The 18,727-nt window shown below is 73.0% G+C and carries 18 protein-coding genes; 9 read left to right on the forward strand and 9 right to left on the reverse strand.

The window, feature by feature from the left end; genetic code table 11:
* The first annotated feature begins 5 nt into the window (after positions 1-5).
* The gene (locus tag RIN75_RS00230; RefSeq protein ID WP_309109663.1) at positions 6-1,127 is read left to right on the forward strand and encodes a hypothetical protein; all 1,122 of its coding nucleotides are present in this window, start codon (positions 6-8) and stop codon (positions 1,125-1,127) included.
* On the opposite strand, the gene RIN75_RS00235 is transcribed toward RIN75_RS00230, so the two are convergent.
* On the reverse strand, positions 1,115-1,717 hold the full coding sequence (locus RIN75_RS00235) for a YbaK/EbsC family protein (RefSeq protein WP_309109664.1): 603 nt from the start codon (positions 1,715-1,717) through the stop codon (positions 1,115-1,117). The genes RIN75_RS00230 and RIN75_RS00235 overlap by 13 nt on opposite strands.
* A 92-nt stretch (positions 1,718-1,809) precedes the next feature.
* On the opposite strand from RIN75_RS00235, the gene RIN75_RS00240 reads away from it, so the two are divergent.
* The gene (locus tag RIN75_RS00240) at positions 1,810-2,571 is read left to right on the forward strand and encodes a TipAS antibiotic-recognition domain-containing protein (RefSeq protein ID WP_309109665.1); all 762 of its coding nucleotides are present in this window, start codon (positions 1,810-1,812) and stop codon (positions 2,569-2,571) included.
* Positions 2,572-2,581: 10 nt separating this feature from the next.
* Here the strand turns inward: RIN75_RS00240 and RIN75_RS00245 are convergent, their stop codons facing one another.
* The 5 genes from RIN75_RS00245 to RIN75_RS00265 form a co-directional block, all read right to left on the reverse strand.
* Positions 2,582-3,127, reverse strand: a complete 546-nt coding sequence (locus tag RIN75_RS00245; RefSeq protein WP_309109666.1) for a type 1 glutamine amidotransferase domain-containing protein — start codon at positions 3,125-3,127, stop codon at positions 2,582-2,584.
* A gap of 9 nt (positions 3,128-3,136) precedes the next feature.
* A complete protein-coding gene (locus tag RIN75_RS00250; protein WP_309109667.1) occupies positions 3,137-3,796 on the reverse strand; it encodes an alpha/beta hydrolase in 660 nt (219 codons plus the stop codon).
* The gene (locus RIN75_RS00255; protein WP_375295902.1) at positions 3,793-4,086 is read right to left on the reverse strand and encodes a DUF2516 family protein; all 294 of its coding nucleotides are present in this window, start codon (positions 4,084-4,086) and stop codon (positions 3,793-3,795) included. The genes RIN75_RS00250 and RIN75_RS00255 overlap by 4 nt, the downstream gene beginning before the upstream one ends.
* A 111-nt stretch (positions 4,087-4,197) precedes the next feature.
* Complete coding sequence (locus tag RIN75_RS00260) at positions 4,198-4,857, reverse strand: hypothetical protein (protein WP_309110410.1); 660 nt, start codon at positions 4,855-4,857, stop codon at positions 4,198-4,200.
* 9 nt (positions 4,858-4,866) lie between these two features.
* The gene (locus RIN75_RS00265; protein WP_309109669.1) at positions 4,867-5,253 is read right to left on the reverse strand and encodes a helix-turn-helix transcriptional regulator; all 387 of its coding nucleotides are present in this window, start codon (positions 5,251-5,253) and stop codon (positions 4,867-4,869) included.
* A gap of 112 nt (positions 5,254-5,365) precedes the next feature.
* On the opposite strand from RIN75_RS00265, the gene RIN75_RS00270 reads away from it, so the two are divergent.
* Entirely contained in the window at positions 5,366-6,487 is a 1,122-nt protein-coding gene (locus tag RIN75_RS00270) for a protein-L-isoaspartate(D-aspartate) O-methyltransferase (RefSeq protein ID WP_309109670.1), read from the forward strand.
* 38 nt (positions 6,488-6,525) lie between these two features.
* Here the strand turns inward: RIN75_RS00270 and RIN75_RS00275 are convergent, their stop codons facing one another.
* Positions 6,526-7,011: a zf-TFIIB domain-containing protein gene (locus RIN75_RS00275; RefSeq protein WP_309109671.1), complete on the reverse strand. Its 486-nt coding sequence runs from the start codon at positions 7,009-7,011 to the stop codon at positions 6,526-6,528.
* A 73-nt stretch (positions 7,012-7,084) separates the two neighbouring features.
* On the opposite strand from RIN75_RS00275, the gene RIN75_RS00280 reads away from it, so the two are divergent.
* The gene (locus RIN75_RS00280; protein ID WP_309109672.1) at positions 7,085-9,001 is read left to right on the forward strand and encodes an NACHT domain-containing protein; all 1,917 of its coding nucleotides are present in this window, start codon (positions 7,085-7,087) and stop codon (positions 8,999-9,001) included.
* Here RIN75_RS00280 and RIN75_RS00285 read toward each other — a convergent pair.
* Entirely contained in the window at positions 8,990-10,162 is a 1,173-nt protein-coding gene (locus RIN75_RS00285; protein WP_309109673.1) for a pyridoxal phosphate-dependent aminotransferase, read from the reverse strand. The genes RIN75_RS00280 and RIN75_RS00285 overlap by 12 nt on opposite strands.
* A gap of 80 nt (positions 10,163-10,242) precedes the next feature.
* On the opposite strand from RIN75_RS00285, the gene RIN75_RS00290 reads away from it, so the two are divergent.
* Positions 10,243-11,448: a DUF445 domain-containing protein gene (locus RIN75_RS00290; protein ID WP_309110411.1), complete on the forward strand. Its 1,206-nt coding sequence runs from the start codon at positions 10,243-10,245 to the stop codon at positions 11,446-11,448.
* Between the two features lie 665 nt (positions 11,449-12,113).
* Here RIN75_RS00290 and RIN75_RS00295 read toward each other — a convergent pair.
* Positions 12,114-12,653: a CGNR zinc finger domain-containing protein gene (locus RIN75_RS00295; RefSeq protein WP_309109674.1), complete on the reverse strand. Its 540-nt coding sequence runs from the start codon at positions 12,651-12,653 to the stop codon at positions 12,114-12,116.
* Positions 12,654-12,794: 141 nt separating this feature from the next.
* Between RIN75_RS00295 and RIN75_RS00300 the strand changes: the two genes are divergently transcribed.
* The 4 genes from RIN75_RS00300 (at position 12,795) to RIN75_RS00315 (ending at position 18,696) form a co-directional block, all read left to right on the forward strand.
* Complete coding sequence (locus tag RIN75_RS00300) at positions 12,795-13,316, forward strand: PadR family transcriptional regulator (RefSeq protein ID WP_309109675.1); 522 nt, start codon at positions 12,795-12,797, stop codon at positions 13,314-13,316.
* Positions 13,313-13,990 (forward strand): ABC transporter ATP-binding protein, encoded by a 678-nt coding sequence (locus tag RIN75_RS00305; RefSeq protein ID WP_309109676.1) that lies wholly within the window; start codon positions 13,313-13,315, stop codon positions 13,988-13,990. Before RIN75_RS00300 ends, RIN75_RS00305 begins: the two co-directional genes overlap by 4 nt.
* Before the next feature lie 28 nt (positions 13,991-14,018).
* Entirely contained in the window at positions 14,019-16,334 is a 2,316-nt protein-coding gene (locus RIN75_RS00310; protein ID WP_309109677.1) for an FtsX-like permease family protein, read from the forward strand.
* 115 nt (positions 16,335-16,449) lie between these two features.
* Complete coding sequence (locus RIN75_RS00315; RefSeq protein ID WP_309109678.1) at positions 16,450-18,696, forward strand: FtsX-like permease family protein; 2,247 nt, start codon at positions 16,450-16,452, stop codon at positions 18,694-18,696.
* The last annotated feature ends 31 nt before the right edge of the window (positions 18,697-18,727 follow it).

The following is an 18,727-nucleotide window of genomic DNA, read 5'->3' on the forward strand; positions in this document are numbered from 1 at the left end:
CGGCCGTGCGCACCGAGATCACCTCCGCGGAGCAGGTTCGCGCCGCCGCCGACCTGCGCGGCGCGGTCCTCGTCGGGCTCGACCTGGGCGACGACGACCTGCGGGTGCCGCTGGACGGCGCGCTGTTCCTCGGCTGCGTGCTGTCGCCGGCGACGCGGCGGCGGGCGGACGCGGCCGGGGCGCTGGTGTTCCCGGACATCCCGGACGTGCCGTACCAGGTCTACCGGTCGTCGCTGTACACGCCGGCGGAGCTGTTCACCGGGTTCGACCCGGAGCGTCCCGCGTCGTACGCCGACACCCCGGACGCCCGGATCTACCGGCACAGCAAGCAGCAGGGCCACCACCCGGACCCGTTGCACGCCCTCGCCGAGCGGCTGCACGACCACGCGATCACGGAGGCGCTGGACGAGGTCCTGGACGGCGCGCGGGCCGCGGGGATGCGCGGCGGCAGCGCGTCGGTCGGTGAGGCGGGCGGCGCGCCGGTCGCGGTGATGGGTGGGCACGCGTTGGGGCGCGACACGGCCGGCTACCGGCGGGCGGTCGAACTGGGCGCGCGGCTGGGCGAGGCCGGGTTCACGGTGCTCACCGGCGGCGGGCCGGGCGCGATGGAGGCCGTGCCGCTCGGGGTCCGGGTCGGTGTGGACGAGGGTGTGCTCAAGGACCTGGCGCGCGCGCCGAAGTTCGGCGGTGACGCCGAGTCCATCGGCCGCTGGATCGCCGCGTGCCCGACCGACCTGCCGACGTTCGACCGGCCGCGCACGATCGGCATCCCGACCTGGTTCTACGGCCACGAGCCGCCGAACCCCGCGTGCGAGCTGCACGCCAAGTACTTCGCCAACTCGGTCCGCGAGGAGGGCCTGCTGACCGTCGCCACCGGCGGTGTCGTGTACACACCGGGCAGCGCGGGCACCGTCCAGGAGGTCTTCCAGGACTACACCCAGAACCACTACGGGTCGGTCGGTCCGGCCGCGCCGATGGTGTTCCTGGGCGAGGACTTCTGGGTCAACGAGGTCCCGGCCGCGCCCCTCGTGCGGCGGCTGGCGGCGGGGCGCGAGGCCGAGCGCTGGATCCTCGTCACGGACGACGTGGACGAAGCGGTCGAGTTCCTGCGCGGTTACCCCGCTTGACGCGCCAGGTCCTCCAGGACTTCGGCGCCGGGCAGCTTGGCCAGGACCTCGCCGGGCACCAGCAGCTTGCTGCCCCGGATGCCGCTCCCGATCACCAGCTCCGGCGCGGCGGCGACCTCGGGTGACAGCAGGACCGGCCAGTCGGCGGGCAGCCCGACCGGCGTGATGCCGCCGTACTCCATGCCGGTGAGCCGGACCGCGTCGTCCATGGGCGCGAACGAGGCCCGCCGCGCGTCCAGCCGGCGCCGCACGACCCCGTTCACGTCGGCGCGGGTGGTCGCCGGCACGACGCAGGCGGCGTATCGGATGGTGTCACCCCGCTTGCCCGCGACGATCACGCAGTTCGCGGACGCCTCCAGCGGTGAGCCGTAGTGGGCGCAGAACTCGGCGGTGTCGGCCAGGGTGGGGTCGATCTCGCTGACCGCGAGGCGGCCGGCGTCGGGCATGGCGCGCAGGGCGTCGGCGACGGGCGCGGCGACCAGGTCCAGCCGGTCGAGGGCGGGGACGGGGGTCAGGGTTCCGGCGATGGTCCACACGGTGCCATCTTGCCTCGGCTCCGCCGTGGTGGGCTCGGCCGCCTCGCCGTCCATCTTGCCGCGTGCGGGTGGAGGGCCGGAAAGTTGGTTTGACGTTGACGTTACGTCAACCTCTACCGTCGTTCCAGCAAGGGGAGGTGACGGGGATGGCCTGGTCGATCGCCGAGGTGGCGCGGATGTCGAAGGTGACGTCGCGGACGCTGCGGCACTACGACTCGATCGGTCTGCTCGAACCGGCGTGGACCGGCAGCAACGGCTACCGGTACTACGAGCGCGAACAGCTGCTGCGGCTCCAGCAGATCCTGCTGCTGCGAGACCTGGGGCTGAACCTCGACACGGTCGCCGACGTCCTGGACGGCCGGCACCGCACGGTCGACGTCCTGCGCAACCACCAGCGGTGGCTGCGCGCGGAGCAGGAGCGCCTGGCCCGGTTGAGCGACACCGTCGCCAAGACCATCAGGGAGCTGGAGGGGAGTGAGCACACGATGAAGATGGAAGAGCTGTTCGACGGCTTCGACGCCGACCGCCAGGCCCGCTACGAGGCGGAACTGGTCGAGCGCTACGGCGAGGGCGCGCAGGAGCACATCGACGAGAGCAAGCGCCGGATGCAGGGCTGGACCAAGGCCGACGCCGACAAGTCCACGGCGGAGTGGCAGGCCATCGCCAAGGCGTTCGGCGAGCTGTTCGACGCGGGTGCGGCGCCGGATTCGCCGGAGGCGCAGGAGGTGACGGACCGGCACTACCGGTGGATCCTGCTGAGCTGGACGCCCAACCGGGAGTCGTACACGGGCTTGGGGCAGCTGTACGTCGACGCGCCGGACTTCAAGGTGCAGTTCGACGCGCACGCGGAGGGGTTCGCCGAGTGGGTTCGCGACGCGATCGCCGCCTACGCCTCCTCCCGGCTCTGAGCGTGGGGATCTAAAGGCCGAAGGCCTTCAGGGCTTCGCGGTTGAACGCGGGCAGGTCGTCGGGGGTTCGGCTGGTCACGAGGGTCCAGCCGGAGCGGTGGCAGACCTGCACCTCCAGGTCGTCCCACTGGCCGCCGGCGTTGCGGATGTCGGTGGCCAGGCTGGCGAAGGACGTGAGCTGCTTCCCCCGCACGACGTCCGCCTCGACCAGCAGCCACGGGCCGTGGCAGATCGCGGCGATGGGTTTTCCGGCGGCCACGTGGGCCTTCACGAAGCGCACGGCGTCTTTGTCCATGCGCAGGAAGTCGGCGTTCGCCACGCCGCCGGGGACCACCACGCCGTCGTAATCCGCGGGGTCGGCGTGGGCGAAGGGGACGTCCACGTCGAACTCGTCGGCCGGGGTGAGGTGTTCGAAGGCCTGGACCTGGCCCAGTTTCGGGGCGAGCAGTCGGGGGACGGCGCCGGCCTTCTCCACGTGGGCCCACGGGTCGGTCAGCTCGACCTGTTCGATGCCCTCCGTGTCGACCAGGAATGCGATCTTCTTCTGTTCGGCCATGCCGTTCGGCTACCCGTGCAGGAAGTCGACCAACCACCCGCGGACGTCGGCGCGGTGGGTCAGCCACGACGGGACCAGTTCCAGTCGCCCGTTCGGGAGCGCGGCGGCGGTTTCCTTGGCGATGTGCTCGGGGTGCAGCGGGTCCCGGGTCGCGCCCACGACCAGTACGGGAATCCGCACGGCTTCGAGCAGGGTGCGGTCGGGGACGGCGGTCTTGCCGGGCAGTTCGGCCAGTGCGTCATCCAACCGGGTGAATGCCTGGCGGCGTTCGGCCTGGTACTCCGGTGGGCCGCCGATGACGGTGATCGCGAACTCGCGGGCCAGGAGGCGGCGGGGTTCGTCGAGGACGGCCGGGAGGAGGAGGGCGACCTTCTCGAACGCGTCGGGCTCGTCGGCCAGCAGGGAGATCAGGGCCGCCGAGGTCAGGGACACGCCGATGGCCTGCGTGGCACCGGTTTCCCGTGCCACCGCCTTCAGGTCGGCGGCGATGCGGCGGTAGTCCCAGTAGCCGGGCGGGGCGTCCGGCGCCTCGCCGTGCGAGGGCAGGGTGACGACGACCTTCGTCCCGCGCAGCCCGGACGTGGGCAGGCGCGCCTCACCGGGGGTGGCGCCGAGGCCGTGGCCGACGAGGGTGACCGGTGTTCCGGACCCGTAGGTCCGGTGGGTCACCACCGCGGGCCGCGCTGGACCTCGATCAGGCGGGGCCGCACGTCCACGATGTAGACGATGACCGCCACCAGGCCCGCGAGCCAGAACATCAGCCCGGGACCGGCGAGGCTGAACAGCAGCAGCGCGAACAGGCCGCCGCCGGTGATGCCCAGCCAGGCGGGCTTGGTGAGCCGTTCCGCCGCGGTGAAGGCGTCCGCCCGCTGGGACAGGGCGTGCGCGAACGCGAAAACACCCGTGATCAGCCCGGCGTAGTACGCCAGGAACATCACCCAGATGTCGAGGTACGACACGTCGAGGGCCGGGATGGGGAACAACACGACACCCAGGCTACGTGCTGCGCGGTGGCGGCGTACAGCCGAAGCGGGGCGTCCCCGTGCGGAACGCCCCGTGACCTCGGGTCATCACTTCGTGGTGCCGGGCTTCTTGGTCGTGGTGGAACGGGTGGTGGCGGGCTTGTGGGCCGGCTGGGTGCGCGCGGCGGCGGTGCGGTTCGCGGCCTTGCGGGTCGTGCTGCGGACCTCGTGCGCCACGTCGCCGCCGACCTCGACGACCGTCTCGGCCAGCTTCTCGCTCGCCTCGTCCACGTCGCTCGCGACCTTCTCGCCGACCGAACGGGTGCGGCGGGTGACCTTGCCCAGGACGTCGTCGGCCAGCTCGCGGGCCTCGGTCGCGGCGGTGCCGGTGCGCTTCTGCGCGGTCTCGACGGCCTCCTCCACCTGGTGCAGGGCCTTCTGCACCTGCGGCTGCGCCTTGAGCTTGTCCAGCGCCTCCTGGCCGTGCTCGGCCAGGAACTGGTACAGGTTCAGCGCCGACTGGGTGTAGGCGTCGACGACCTTGCGCAGCTCGGCCGGGTCGAACTTCTCCTTCAGGCCGGAGAAGTCGGTCGACTCGGCGGCGTTCTTGCTCGCCTCGACGCGCTCCTTGGCCTTGTTCAGCGCCTCGATGACGGCCTTGGCGGCCAGGTCACCGGCGCCCAGGGCGGCCAGCAGCGGCGTCCGGGCGGCGGCCACGGCCTGCTCGCCGGCCTTGCGGAGTTCCTCGGTGGTGGGCAGGTTCGGCATGGAGATCACTCACTCCTCGGTGTGGTCTGTGGTTTTCGCGGCGTTCTCCCGCCGGAACGACTCGTAGACGTCGAGCAGCACCTGCTTCTGCCGCTCGGTCAGGTCCGGGGCGGTGACGATGGCGTCGGCCAGCGCGCCGCCCGCGCGCTGTTCCAGGATCCCGGCCTCGACGTACAGCGCTTCCGCCGAGATCCGCAGCCCTTTGGCGATCTGCTGGAGGATCTCCGCGCTCGGCTTGCGCAGGCCCCGCTCGATCTGGCTGAGGTAAGGGTTGGACACCCCGGCGAGCTTCGCCAGTTGGCGCAACGAGATCTTGGCGGTGTTGCGCTGCTGGCGGATGTACTCGCCGATGTCGCGGCCCAGGTCGGCGACCGCCTTGTCGATGGACTTGTCCACGCCTCGCGGCACCTCCTCGTTCCGGGTTCGACGGTACGCGCGGGTGCTAGCAGTTGCAAGCGCCCTGCTAGCAAACCGGACGTGGGCTCGCCCACAGCGCTACCGTGGGGCGGTGGACCCGGCGGCGAACCTCCGCGACGAGCTGGTCGACTCGCTCGTGGCCGGCGGCGTGCTCGCCGATCCCCGCTGGATCGCGGCGTTTCGCGAGGTACCGCGGGATGTCTTCCTGTCGGGTTTCTTCGCGCCCGGCCCCGGCGGGACGTGGCGGGCGGTCACCTCCGACGCGCCGGAGCACCTGTCGCTGGTCTACCGGAACCAGGTGTGCGTGACCCAGCTGGACGGGTCGGACGCGGCGTGGGAGCAAGCACTCGGGTCCGGCCCCGTGCACGGTGTACCCACCAGCTCGTCGAGCATGCCGACGATCATGGCGATCATGCTGGAGGCGCTGGACGTGCGGCGCGGGGACACCGTCCTGGAGATCGGGACGGGCACCGGGTACAACGCGGCCCTGCTGTGCCACGTGCTCGGGGACGCGGCGGTGACCTCGGTGGACGTGGACCCGGGCGTGCTGGCGCGGGCCGTGGCGGCGCTGGAGACCGCGGGCTACCGGCCGCACTGCTCCGCGTCCGACGGGGAACTGGGGTTCCCGGGGCGGGCGCCGTACTCGCGGGTGCTGGGGACGTGCGCGGTGTCGCGGGTGCCGGTGGCGTGGCTGGACCAGGTCGAGCCGGGCGGGGTGATCGTGACGACGTTCAACCGGGCGTTGGGCGCGGGCCTGGTGCGGCTGGTGGTGCGCGACGGCGTGGCGACCGGCCGGGTCCTGCTCGACGACGGCCGGTTCATGCCGTTGCGGGCGCACAACAACGCCTGGGCGGACCAGGCCCTGGAGGACGCGGCGCACGCCCCCGCGACGACGACCCGCACCACGCCGCTGCCCGCGCGGACCGTGGTGGACCCGGTGTCGGGCTTCGAGTTCTTCGCGGGCCTGGCGCTGCCGGACGTGGTCGTCGCCTTCGACCCGGTCCGGCTGGCGCACCCGGACGGCTCGTGGGTGCGCCACCGGGGCTCGGTCGTGGACCAGGGCGGTCCGCGCGAGCTGTGGACGCTGGCCGAGGAGGCCTACCGGGCCTGGCGCAACCTCGGCCGCCCGCGCCGCCAGCACTTCACCTTCACGGCGACGCGGGACGAGCAGCACTTCGCCCTCGACGGCTCCACCCGCACCTGGCCGATCTGACGGCCGGGTTCGGGGCCGGGGGTTCGGCGCCTGGGTCTTCAGTCGAACAGCTCCTCCAGGAAGCTGCGGCGGCGGCGCTGCGGGTGGTGCCGGTAGTCCTGGTAGCCGCCCGGGTAGGCCGGGGGCGGCGGACCGGCGGGGGTGCCCGGCGCCGGCTGGTAGGTGGGTGGCATGCCCGGCTGGGCGGGCGGCACACCGGGCTGGCCCGGGTACGGCGGCGGCGCCTGGTACGCCGGGGGCGCGCCGGTCGGGCCCTGGTAGGCCGGAGGCGCGCCGGTCGGGTACGCGGGCGATCCCTGGTGGGCCGCAGGCGCGTCGGTCGGGCCCTGGTAGGCGGGTGGCGGCGCGCCCGGCTCGTCCTGGTAGGCCGGGGGCTGCGCGTCGTAGTGCGCCTGCTCGGCCGCGATGATCTGCTCCAGCTCACCGCCGTCGAGGAAGACGCCCTTGCAGTTGTCGCACTGGTCGACGTGCACCGACCCTCGGGTGATGGTGCGCATCTCCTGCTGGCACTTGGGACAGGTCACACACCCGAGCGTACGCACGACACGGGGGTGACCGCGTCACCACCAGGGGTGACGGGTGGGTCATGATGCCTCCGTGTCCCGATTTCGCCAACGCGCCGTGCTCGTGGGGTGTGTCCTGGCCGCCCTGCTCGCGGCGGCCGGGTTGTTCGTCACCGACTACGGCATCGACCCCGACCTGTGGCTGTCCGGGCTGGCGGTCGGGTTCCTCGCGTTCCTCGCCGCGTTCGACCCGTGGCTGCACCGCCGGCGCGCGGCCGGCCTGGCGACCGACGACAACCTCGACGCGGCGGTGGACGCGCTCGCCAAGGCCCTGCACGCGCAGTGGACCGAGGAGTGCCGCGCCCGCGGCCTCGGTGACGGCCTGCTCGACCTGCACTGGAGTTCCGCGCAGGGCCGGCCGGGGCGCAGCGACGCCGTGGTGGGCGCGTTCGAGCGGGACCGGCGGATGGTGTTCCTCGGCGAGGCCGGGTCCGGCAAGAGCACCGTGGCGATGCTGCTGACCATCGGCCTGCTCGACCGCCGCGTCGACGGCCCGGTGCCCGTGCTGCTGCCGCTGTCCACGTGGGACCCGGACGTGGAGGACGTGCGGACCTGGATGACGCACCGGCTCTACGAGGACCACCCGGCGCTGCGCAACACCGAGCTGTACGGCAGCTACGCGGCGGACCTGCTGATCGAGCAGCGGCGGGTGTTCCCGGTGCTGGACGGGCTGGACCGGATCCCGCGCGCGAAGCGGGCGGAGGCGCTGGAGCGGATCAACCGGGCCTTCCCGAAGTCGTCGCCGCTGGTGCTGACCAGCCGGTTCGACGAGTTCGCCGAGCTGGGCGCGGTGGTGCCGGCGGCGGACGTGGTGGAACTGCAACCCCTCGACCACGAGGAGATCGCGGGCTACCTGCGCGCCCGCGCCGACCCGCTCACCGCGGCCCGCTGGGAACCGATCTTCCTGCACCTGCGCGACGAGCCGGACGGCCGTCTGGCGGACGCCCTGTCCACCCCGCTCGCGGTGTGGCTCGCGGGAGTCGTCTACGCGCACGGCGAACCCAGCGAGCTGCTCGACCGGGGCCGCTTCCCCGACCGCCGGGCGATCGAGGACCACCTGGTGGACGCGCTGGTCGACGGCGCGTTCGGCGACCGGGGCGCGGCGCACCAGGCGCGGGCGAGCCAGGTGTGGCCGCGGGACAAGGCGCGGCGCTGGCTGGCGTTCCTGGCGCGGGAGGCCGGGATGGCGGACATCGCGTGGTGGCGGGTGCGGCGTTCGGTGAACGGGACGTGGCTGGCGCTGTTGGGGGCGCTGGCGTTGGGCACGATCGGCGGGGTGGGCGTGGCGTGGCTGATGGCTTACGCGAGTTCGCCGAAGTTCGCGCCGTGGACGGGTTTGGCGGCCGGGTTGCTCGTCGCGGTCGCCGCGTTGCACGCCTCCGGTACGCGGGAACCCAAGCCGCGCTTGGGTGTGTGGCGGAGCTTGGTGGTGGTGAGCGGGGTGCTGGGGACGGCTCTCGGGCTGGTTTTCGGTGCCCTGTACGGGTTGTCGGCGGGATTGGTGGTCGGGCTGGGGTTGGGCGTGGCCGTGGCGCTGCGGTTCGCGTTGGCGGACAGCGCGGAGTTGACCCACCCGTCGAGTCCGAAGTGGACGATGGCGCGGGACCGGGTGGCGGTGTGGACCGGGTCCCTGGTGCTGGCCGTGGTGTTCGGCGCGGCGGCGGGGCTGGTGTTCGGGCCGCACCAGTCCGGGATGGTCGGGTTGGGGCTGGCCAGCGGGCTGATGCTGGGGTTCACGCTGTCGGTGCTGCACTTGCGGTGGTGGTGGTTCACGGTGGCGCGGATCTGGCTGGCGGTGCGCGGGAAGCTGCCTTGGGAGCTGATGGTGTTCCTGGAGGACGCGCGGAAGCTGGGCGTGCTGCGGCAGGCGGGCGCCTGCTACCAGTTCCGGCACGCGTTGGTGCAGGAGCGGCTGGCGGGCGCCCGGGCGGAGGTGCCGTCAGACGTTTAGCTTGTGCAGGCGGCGGATGGCTTCGTCCAGGACCTCGTCCTTCTTGCAGAACGCGAACCGCACGAGGTGCTGCCACTTCTCCGGGTGATCGGTGAAGACCTGCACCGGAACCGCCGCCACGCCGATGCGCTCCGGCAGCGCGTGGCACAGTTCCAGACCGTCGTGGAAACCGAGCGGGCGGACGTCGGCGGTGATGAAGTACGTGCCTTCGGAGGGGCGCACCGCGAAGCCGGCTTCGGTGAGGCCCTCGGCCAGGCGGGAGCGCTTGTTCTGCAACGAGGTCCGCAGCTCCTCGACCCATTCCAGCTCGTGCCGCAGCGCGTGCGCGACAGCCGGCTGGAACGGCGCGCCGCCGACGAACGTGAGGAACTGCTTGGCCGCCCGCACCGCCCCGACCAGCGGCGCCGGCGCGCACACCCAGCCGATCTTCCAGCCCGTGCAGTTGAACGACTTCCCGGCCGACGAGATCGCGACCGTCCGCTCCCGCATCCCCGGCAGGGACGCCAGCGGCACGTGCTCCAGGTCGTCGAAGACCAGGTGCTCGTACACCTCGTCGGTGATCGCGACCAGGTCGTGCTCGACGCACAGCCGGGCGATCTCCGCCAGCTCGGCCCGGTTCAGCACGGTGCCGGTCGGGTTGTGCGGGGTGTTGACCAGGATCGCCTTCGTGCGGGGACCGATCGCGGCGCGCAGGGCCTCGACGTCCAGGCCCAGGCGACCGGTGCCGGGCTCCTCCACCAGGCCGACCGACCGGCGCGTCCCGCCCGCGAGCGCCACGCAAGCCGCGTACGAGTCGTAGTAGGGCTCGATCAGCACGACTTCGTCACCGGGCTCGACGAGTGCGAGCAGGGAGGCGGCGATGGCCTCGGTGGCACCCACGGTGACCAGGATCTCCGTGTCCGGGTCGTACTCCGTCCCGTACCGCGCGCGGTGCTCGGCGATGGCCTGCCGGAGCACGGGCATCCCGGGGCCGGGCGGGTACTGGTTGAGGCCGCCGTCGATCGACTCCTTCGCCACGGCCAGCATCCCGGCCGGGCCGTCGGTGTCCGGGAAGCCCTGCCCGAGGTTCACCGCCCCGGTGCGCACCGCCAACGCGGTCATCTCCGCGAAGATCGTCGAGGTGAACGGCCGCATCCTGGTGACAAGCGCTGGTTCCCGCACAACGCCGAATCTTCACGGACAATGGCGTCGTGGAGCAACTGACGGCCGCTGACCAGCTCAAGCGCGCGGGCCTGCGCCGGATGAAGCTCGTCGCCACCGGGTTCTTCCTGGCGGCGACGGCGATCTTCCTGGTGGCCCTGGTCTTCGAGGACGGCGGACCCGCGTGGATCGGGTACGTGCGCGCGGCGGCCGAGGCCGGGATGGTCGGCGCCCTGGCCGACTGGTTCGCGGTGACCGCGCTGTTCAGGCGGCCCCTGGGGCTGCCGATCCCGCACACGGCGATCATCCCGACCCGCAAGAACACCTTCGGCGACGCGCTCGGGTCGTTCGTCGGGACGAACTTCCTGTCCGAGGACGTGGTCAAGGACAAGCTGCGCCGGGTGGGCGTGGCGCGGCGGGTCGGGGCGTGGGTGTCGGTGCCGGACAACGCCGAGCGGGTGACGTCCGAGCTGGCCAACGTCATCAAGGGCGCGGTCACCGTGCTGCGGGACGACGACGTCCAGGCGATCGTCGAGCAGGCGGTGGTGCGCCGGCTGACCGACCAGCCGTGGGGACCGCCGCTGGGCAAGCTGCTCGGCCAGGTGCTGACCGACGGGGCGCACCACAAGCTGGTGGACCTGGTGTGCGACCGCGCCTACGACTGGGTCCGGGACAACTACGACCGGGTCATGACCGTGGTGTCGGACCGGGCGCCGACGTGGTCGCCGAAGTTCGTGGACTCGTTGCTGGCGGACAAGGTGTACTCGGAGCTGCTGAACTTCGCGTGGGCGGTGAAGACCGACGTCAACCACCCGATGCGGCAGGCGGTGGACCACTTCCTGATCGAGTTCGCGGCGGACCTCCAGCACGACCCGGCCACCATGCAGCGCGCGGAGAACGTGAAGCAGCAGGTGATCGACCACCCGGACGTGCAACGCCTGATCGGGTCAGCGTGGGGGACGGCGAAGGGGATGCTGCTGACGGCGGCCGAGGACCCTTCGTCCGAGCTGCGCAAGCGGGTGCGCGAGGGGTTGATGTCCTTTGGGCGGCGCTTGGTGGACGACGAGACGATGCGGGCGAAGGTCGACGGGTGGCTGGAGGGCGCGGCGGGGCACGTTGTGTCGAACTACCGGCACGAGATCACGACGTTGATCACGGACACGGTGGAGCGGTGGGATGCCGAGGAGACGTCGCGGAAGATCGAGTTGCAGGTGGGGCGGGATCTCCAGTTCATCCGGATCAACGGCACGGTGGTGGGCGCGTTGGCGGGCTTGGTGATCTACACGGTGGGCCAGTTCGTGGTGTGACGCGCGCGGGTGCGGCGGCCCTCGGGATGTGGTGCGGGGTTGCGGCGGTGGGCAGGTTGCGGCGGCGGGGGGTGCGGCGCGCGGGCGAGGGCCTCGGGCTGTGGCATGGGGTGTGGCGCGGGCGGTGGGCACGGACGTTGGGCATGGGAGCGTGGGGCGGGGGGTTGTCTCGCGTTGGGCGTTCCGCCCACCACTTCCTCCCAGGCCCCCTGGCACAAGCCAGGCGCGCGGGGCGCGCCAAGCGCGCTTCGCGCGCAGGCCCGAGCGCTGCGCGCTCGGGGGCACGGCCCGGCGAAGCCGGCCGTGCCGGCCGCCGCAGGCGGCCCCGCCGAAGGCGGGTGCGGTTGGGGCTTGTGCGAGGTGGCCTGGGTGGGGGTGGGTGGGCGGAACGCCCGAAGTGACACGGCCGATCACCTTGCCAGGCCCCGCCCGATCCCGCCGCACCGCGAAACCGGCCCCGCGCTACGAAACCAGCCGCGCCCGCGCCCGAACTCCGCCGCGCCTGCCACGGAACCAGCCCCGCCCGGCCACCGAACCGAGCCACGCCCGCCCACGGAACCCAACCCCGCCCGGCCACCGAACCGAGTCGCGCCTGCCCACGGAACCGCAGCCGCGCCCGCCCGCGCGGAACCGCAGCCGCGCCCGCCCAGGAACCCCGCCGCGCGCTACGAAACGCTGAGCGCGCGTCGTTCCCGCCAGTTGCGCGCCTTCTCGCGGTTCCCGCACACCTGCATCGAGCACCACATCCGCGACCTGTTCCGGGAACGGTCGAAGAACGCCCACAGGCAGCCCTCCGCCTGGCAGATCTTGAACCGCTCCCACGACCCCAGCACCGCCAGCCGCGCCGCCGCGCCGAGCACCGCCCCCAGGGCGTCCTCGCTCGACATCATCGGCACACCGTGGCTCAGGTCGACCCGGATCAGACCCGCGGCAGGGGCAGGGCCGTCCAGTCGTTCGGACCGCTCACCCAGAGATGCCCGGAGCGTGGTGCGGACGGCGCGGGCCTGCGCCAGGTCGCCCACGTCGCCGAGGCCCCGTTCGGCGACCCACGTCCGCCAGGCTGCGGCGTCGTCGAGGACGTCCGTGCCCAGTTCGACGTCTCGGGTGTTGAGGAAAGCGAGCAGCAGCTCCACATCGTGTTCCGCATCGCCGGCTCGACCCTGCGCGAGAGCCGCGTGGTCCCAGCCGGCCGCCAGACCAGTCACCCCTCCACTGTAGGCGTCGAGGCGTCCCGATGTGGCGAAGTAACCGTCAACTGATTTTGGCCGGTTAGCCGTTTTGCCCGACCGGGCGACCGCCGATCAGGCTATGAACCCGGTGTATACATAGTGTGTATAGTCGACCGCATGTCGATCGGACACACCCTGCTGGGCCTGCTCGAGAAGGGTCCCTCGCACGGATACGACCTGAAGAAGGCCTACGACGAGCGCTTCGGCCACGACCGGCCGCTGCACTACGGGCAGGTCTACACGACCCTGTCCCGGCTGCTGCGCAACGGCCTGGTCGAGGAGGCCGGGGTCGAGGCCGGGGACGGTCCGGAGCGGAAGCGGTACGCGATAACTGATGCGGGTGTCACCGATGTGGTGCAGTGGCTGGGCACGCCGGAGAAACCCGAGCCCTACCTCCAGAACACCCTCTACGCCAAGGTCGTCCTCGCGCTGCTGTCCGGTCGCAGCGCGGACGAGGTGCTGGACGTGCAGCGGTCCGCCCACCTGCGCACCATGCGCGAGCTGACCCGGCGCAAGGCCGAGGGCGACCTGGTCGACCAGTTGATCTGCGACCACGCCCTGTTCCACCTCGAAGCCGACCTGCGCTGGCTCGAACTGACCGCCGCGCGCCTGGGCCAGCTGTCGGAGGTGGTCCGGTGAGCGCGCTGCTGGAAGCCGTGGACCTGCGCAAGTCGTTCGGGCCCACGCCCGCGCTGGACGGGGCCGGGCTGAGCGTCCGCCCGGGCGAGGTGGTGGCCGTGATGGGGCCGTCCGGATCGGGCAAGTCGACCCTCCTGCACTGCCTGGCGGGCATCCTCACGCCGGACTCCGGCGTGGTCCGCTACCGGGACGTCGAGCTGAGCGCGATGGCCGACGGGGAGCGCAGCGAGTTGCGGCGCACCGACTTCGGGTTCGTCTTCCAGTTCGGGCAGCTCGTGCCCGAACTGAGCTGCCTGGAGAACGTGGCCCTCCCCCTGCGCCTCGGCGGGGTCAAGCGCAAGGAGGCCGAGTCGCGGGCGCGGTCGTGGCTGGAGCGGCTGGAGGTCGCCGACGTGGCCGACAAGCGGCCGGGTGAGACGTCCGGCGGGCAGGGGCAGCGGGTGGCCGTGGCGCGGGCGCTGGTCACCGGGCCGCGGGTGGTGTTCGCCGACGAACCCACCGGGGCGCTGGACTCGCTGAACGGCGAACGGGTCATGCAACTGCTCACGACGGCGGCGAAGGAGACCAACGCGGCGGTCGTGCTGGTCACCCACGAGCCGCGGGTCGCCGCGTACTCGGACCGCGAGGTCGTGGTGCGCGACGGCCGGTCCCGGGAAGTGGAGCCGGTCCGATGAGGTCACCGCTGCGCTGGGGGAGGTCGCGGTGAAGCTCTGGTTCTCGGACCTGCTCCTGGGTGTGCGGCTGGCGATGGGCGGCGGGCGCACGTCGTGGGTTCGGCTCGCGCTGACCGGTGCGGGCATCGGCGTCGGGGTCGCGGTGCTGCTCACGGCGACTTCCGTGCCCTCGGTCCTGGAGTCGCGCGAGGAGCGCCGGGCAGCGGCGTCGGCGGTGCAGCGCAAGGCCGAGCCCGGTCAGGACGTCCTGTACGAGCGGCGGTGGTTCACCGAGTTCCGCGGCCGGGGGATCGACGGCCGGTTCGTCGTCGCCACCGGGCCGGGCGCGCCGGTTCCGCCGGGTCTGTCGAGGGTGCCCGGCGACGGTGAGGTCGTGGTTTCCCCCGAGCTGGCGAAGCTGCTCGACTCGCCCGCGGGCGAGTTGTTGCGCGAGCGGTTCCCGCAGCGGCGCGTGGGGGTGATGGGGCAGGCCGCCTTGAACTCGCCGGACGACCTGATGTTCATCGCGGGCGACGTGTCGGTGCCGCGGGAACCGGACCTGGCGATCGTGTCCTTCGGCGGCGAGCGGCAGGACCGCGAACTGGACCCGATCCTGTCCCTGCTGATCACGATCGGCGTGGTGGCGCTGCTGTTCCCGGTGCTGGTGTTCGTCGGGATCAGCACCCGGCTCGCGGGCGCCGAGCGGGACCGCAGGCTCGCCGCGTTGCGGCTGGTCGGCGCGGGGGCGCAGCGGGTGCGGCGGATCGCCGCCGGTGAGGCGCTGCTGGGCGCGTTCACCGGGCTGGCGGTCGGCACCGGGCTGTTCCTGGTGGCGCGGCAGTTCGTCGAGCACGTGACGCTGATGGGCGTCAGCGTGTTCGTCAGCGACATGGCGCCGACCCCGTGGCTGGTCGTGCTGATCGGCGTGCTGGTGCCGGTGCTGGCCGTGGTCACGTCGATCATCGCCATGCGCCGCACCGTGATCGAGCCGCTCGGCGTGGTGCGGCGGGCCAAGCCGGTGCGGCGGGTGATGTGGTGGCGCACGATCCCGATCTTCGTCGGCACGGCGGCGCTGCTCAGCCAGACCGAGGCGATGGGCGGTTCGGAGGCGGACGGGAACACGGTCGTCGTGGTCGTCGGCATCCTCTCGCTGCTGCTGAGCATCCCGCTGCTGCTGCCGTGGGTGGTGGAGAGCGCGGTCGGGCGGTTGCGCGGTGGTGCGCCGTCGTGGCAGCTCGCGATCCGCAGGCTCCAGTTGGAGAGCGGCACGGCGGCGCGCGTGGTCGGCGGGGTGGCGGTCGTGCTGGCGGGCGGGATCGCGTTGCAGTCCGTGCTGGCCAGCGCGGAGAGCAAGGTCGTGGACCGACCCGTCGACCAGGCCGACCGCACGCGGCTCATGGTGAGCCTGGCGGACGCACCGCCGGAGGACGTCGCCAGTGCCACCAGCCTGATCGAGCGCGCCGCGGGCGTGGAGCGCGTGCACCCGATGTGGACGTTGCAGTACAAGTTCCCCGGCGAGGACAACCACCAGTCCGCGCTCGTCGCGTCGTGCGAGGCGCTCGCCACCCAGGCCACGCTGCCGAGCTGCGCGGACGGCGACGCGTTCTACATGTACGACGAGGGCGGCTACCGCGACCCGGCCGACCTGGAGCACGAGGAGCCGGGCGACCGGGTCATTCTCGTCGAGAGGTTCGGCCGCGAGGAACGCGTCGGTCCACAGTGGACGATCCCCCGGTACACCCGCGTCGGTCCGCCCGCGCAGCTGAAGGAGCACGCCCACCAGGGCCTGCTGCTGACCCCGGGTGCCGTGCGGGACCTCGGTTTCCCGTTGTCCCGCCTCACCGTCCTCGTGAAGGTCGACCCGAAGCAGCAGGACATCGTCGAACACGTGCGAAACGCCATGGGGGCGCTGACCTGGCGGACGTACTCGTACTACTACGGCGTCACCGACCCGAGCGAGCGGATCAAGCAGTTCCAGAGCATCCGGCAGGGCCTGCTCGCGGGTTCCCTGGTGACCCTGCTGCTGGCCGGCGCCAGCCTGCTGGTGCTGGCGCTGGAACAGGTCCGCGAACGCCGCCGCCCGCTGGCCGTCCTGGCGGCGAGCGGTGTCCCGAGGGGCGCGCTGGGCCGGTCGCTGCTGTGGCAGAACGCCGTCCCGCTGGTCCTCGCGCTGGTGATCTCCATCGCGGTCGGCTGCGGCCTGGCGGTGCTGCTGCTGCGGATCGTGTCCCAGCCGATCGTCATGGACTGGGCGGGCATCGCGATCCTCAGCACGGCCGCGGCGGTCCTGGTCGCCGTGGTGACCGCGTTGACCCTGCCGTCCCTGCGCAGGGCCACCGGCGCGCTCGGCCTCCGCTCGGAGTGACCGGCTCCGGGTGCAACGCATCCGGGGTGGTCGGCGTTCTGGTGGAGGCGGTTCGCCGGTGCGCGGCCACCTGATCGGGCTTCGGTGCGTCTTCATCGGTGTGGGGGGTTGTTCGGTGGTCGAAGAGGCTCGCCCGGTGGCCGGCGGTGCCGCCGGTGCCCGGGCGAGGTGGGTGGCCGACCTGGTCCTCGGGGTCCGACTGGCTGTCGGGGGCAGCCGGACCTCGTGGGCCAGGTTGGCGCTCACCGCCGCCGGGGTCGGGCTCGGTGTGGTCGCGCTGCTGCTCGCGGCCTCCGTGGGGCCGGCCCGGGAGGCGAAGTCGGAGCGGGTTCGGGCCGCCGCGCCGGTCGCGGGCGGGGACGACGCTCCGCTGCGGGTCCGGGACGTCGTGGTGTCCTGGCAGGGGCGGCGGATCGTCGGGGTGGAGGTGGCCGCGACCCGGGCCGGCGCGCCGGTGCCGCCGGGGGTCGGGCGGTTGCCGCAGCCCGGCGAGGTGGTGGTGTCGCCCGAGCTGCTGGACCTGATCCAGACCGACTACTCGGTGCGCGCCCGGTTCCCCGAACGGGTCATCGGGGTGATCGCCGACGCGGGGCTGCCGCGCCCCAAGTCACTGCTGTTCTACGCGGGTCTCGCGGACGTCCACGCCGCCGACGCCACCCCGGTCGAGGGGTTCGGCGGCGACCGGCCCGGGTCGACCCTGCTGCCCGCCTACCGGCTGCTGGTGATCGCGGCGATCGGGGCGCTCCTCGTGCCCCTGGGCATCTTCGTCCTGGTCGCCACCCGCCTCGGCGCGACCGGGCGGGACCGGCGGCTGGCCGCGATCCGGCTGGTCGGGGCGAGCCGCGGCCAGGTCCGGCGGATCGCGAGCGGGGAGACGTTGACCGGGGCGGTGCTCGGGCTGCTCGTCGGGGTCGCGCTGTTCTTCGCGGCACGGCCGCTGGCCCGGTTCATCGAGGTCGAGGGGGTGGGGTTCTACCCGACCGACCTGCTGCCCGACCCGCTGCTCGGCGCGCTGATCGCGGTCGGGGTGCCGGTCGTCGCGGTGGTGTCGGCGCTGGTCGCGCTGCGCACGGTCGACATCGGGCCGCTCGGGCTGCACCGGGCCGCGCAGACGCCCGCCCGGCGGGCCTGGTGGCGGTTCGCGCTGCTCGGCGCGGGCGCGGCGGTGCTGCTGACGGTCTCGGCGGTCGGGTCGTTCGACGAGGTCCTGGCCGACTCGGCGACGGCGGTCGGGCTGGGCGCGGGCATCGGGCTGGTCCTCGCGGGCACCGGGGCGGTGCTGCCGTGGCTGGTCGGGCGGGTCGCGGACCGCTTGCAGCCGGAGGCCGTCGCGCCGATGCTCGCCGTGCGCGGCCTGCGGTTCGACGCGGGCACGCCGCGCGTGCTGGCCGGGGTCGTCGTCGTGCTCACCGGCTCGCTGACGCTCCAGGTCCTGCTCGGTGTCGCCACGCAGGTCACGGCCGCCTCCGAGTTGGAGTCCCGCGCCGAACCCCACCGGTGGGTGCTCAACGTCGGCGAGCACACCCCGGTGCGGTCGCTGGAGGAGGCGATCGCGCTGGTCGGCGGCGTGCGGCGGGTCAGCGAGGTGCGCACTCTGCAGCCGCGCGGCGAGCTGACCGTCCAGGTGATCAGCACGGACTGCGCCGAACTCGCCGACCGCCTCAAGGTCGACGACTGCGTCCCCGGTGCCGCCTACCGCACGGCCGGCACCACGGGCATCCCCGGGCCGGGCACGCGCCTCGCGGTCGGCGCGCTGACGTGGGTCGTGCCGCAGCACCGCGAGGTACCGGGCACCGCGCAGGCGTTGTTCGTGGCGAGCGGCGCGGACCCGGTGCTGGAGTCGGTGCAGCCCTCGGACCTGGTCGTGGTCGGCCCGCCGGACCGGGGCTTCGGCGACCGGCTGCTCGCCGCGACCGGCCGGGTGGACCGCGCGGTGGTGCTGTGGGCGACCGCGCGGGTGGGCCAGGTCGAGCTGTTCACGTCCCTGCGCAGCGGGGTCATCGGCGGCTCGGCGCTGCTCGTCCTGCTGGCCGTGGTGGGCCTGGCGGCCGCGGCCGTGGACCAGGTGTGGGAGCGGCGGCGGCACACCGCGGTGCTCGCGGCCAACGGCGTCCCGCGCCGCACGCTCGCCGCCGCGGCCCTGTGGCAGTTCGCCATCCCGACCGCGCTGGGCATCGCCCTGGCCATCCCGGTCGGCCTGGGCGCGGCGTGGCTGGTCGTCCCCACGGCGTTGTTCCGCCTGGACTGGGCCGAGTTGGGGACCACGGTGGGCAGCGCGGCGGCGGTCGTGCTGATCGTCGCGCTGTGCACGGTCCCGGCGCTGCGCCACGCGATCCGCCCGGCCAGCCTCAGAACCGAGTGAAACCGCCCGTAGACGCCGGAATCGCAGGGCC

The sequence above is a fragment of the Saccharothrix sp. genome (assembly GCF_031180885.1).
Lineage (GTDB): Bacteria > Actinomycetota > Actinomycetes > Mycobacteriales > Pseudonocardiaceae > Actinosynnema.

Coding starts and splice junctions, on each gene's coding strand:
- RIN75_RS00260 (WP_309110410.1), bottom strand. CDS start 4,857: ATGCCGAACCTGCCCACCACCGAGGAACTCCGCAAGGCCGGCGAGCAG.
- RIN75_RS00245 (WP_309109666.1), bottom strand. CDS start 3,127: ATGGCCGAACAGAAGAAGATCGCATTCCTGGTCGACACGGAGGGCATC.
- RIN75_RS00240 (WP_309109665.1), top strand. CDS start 1,810: ATGGCCTGGTCGATCGCCGAGGTGGCGCGGATGTCGAAGGTGACGTCG.
- RIN75_RS00290 (WP_309110411.1), top strand. CDS start 10,243: ATGAAGCTCGTCGCCACCGGGTTCTTCCTGGCGGCGACGGCGATCTTC.
- RIN75_RS00300 (WP_309109675.1), top strand. CDS start 12,795: ATGTCGATCGGACACACCCTGCTGGGCCTGCTCGAGAAGGGTCCCTCG.
- RIN75_RS00235 (WP_309109664.1), bottom strand. CDS start 1,717: ATGGACGGCGAGGCGGCCGAGCCCACCACGGCGGAGCCGAGGCAAGAT.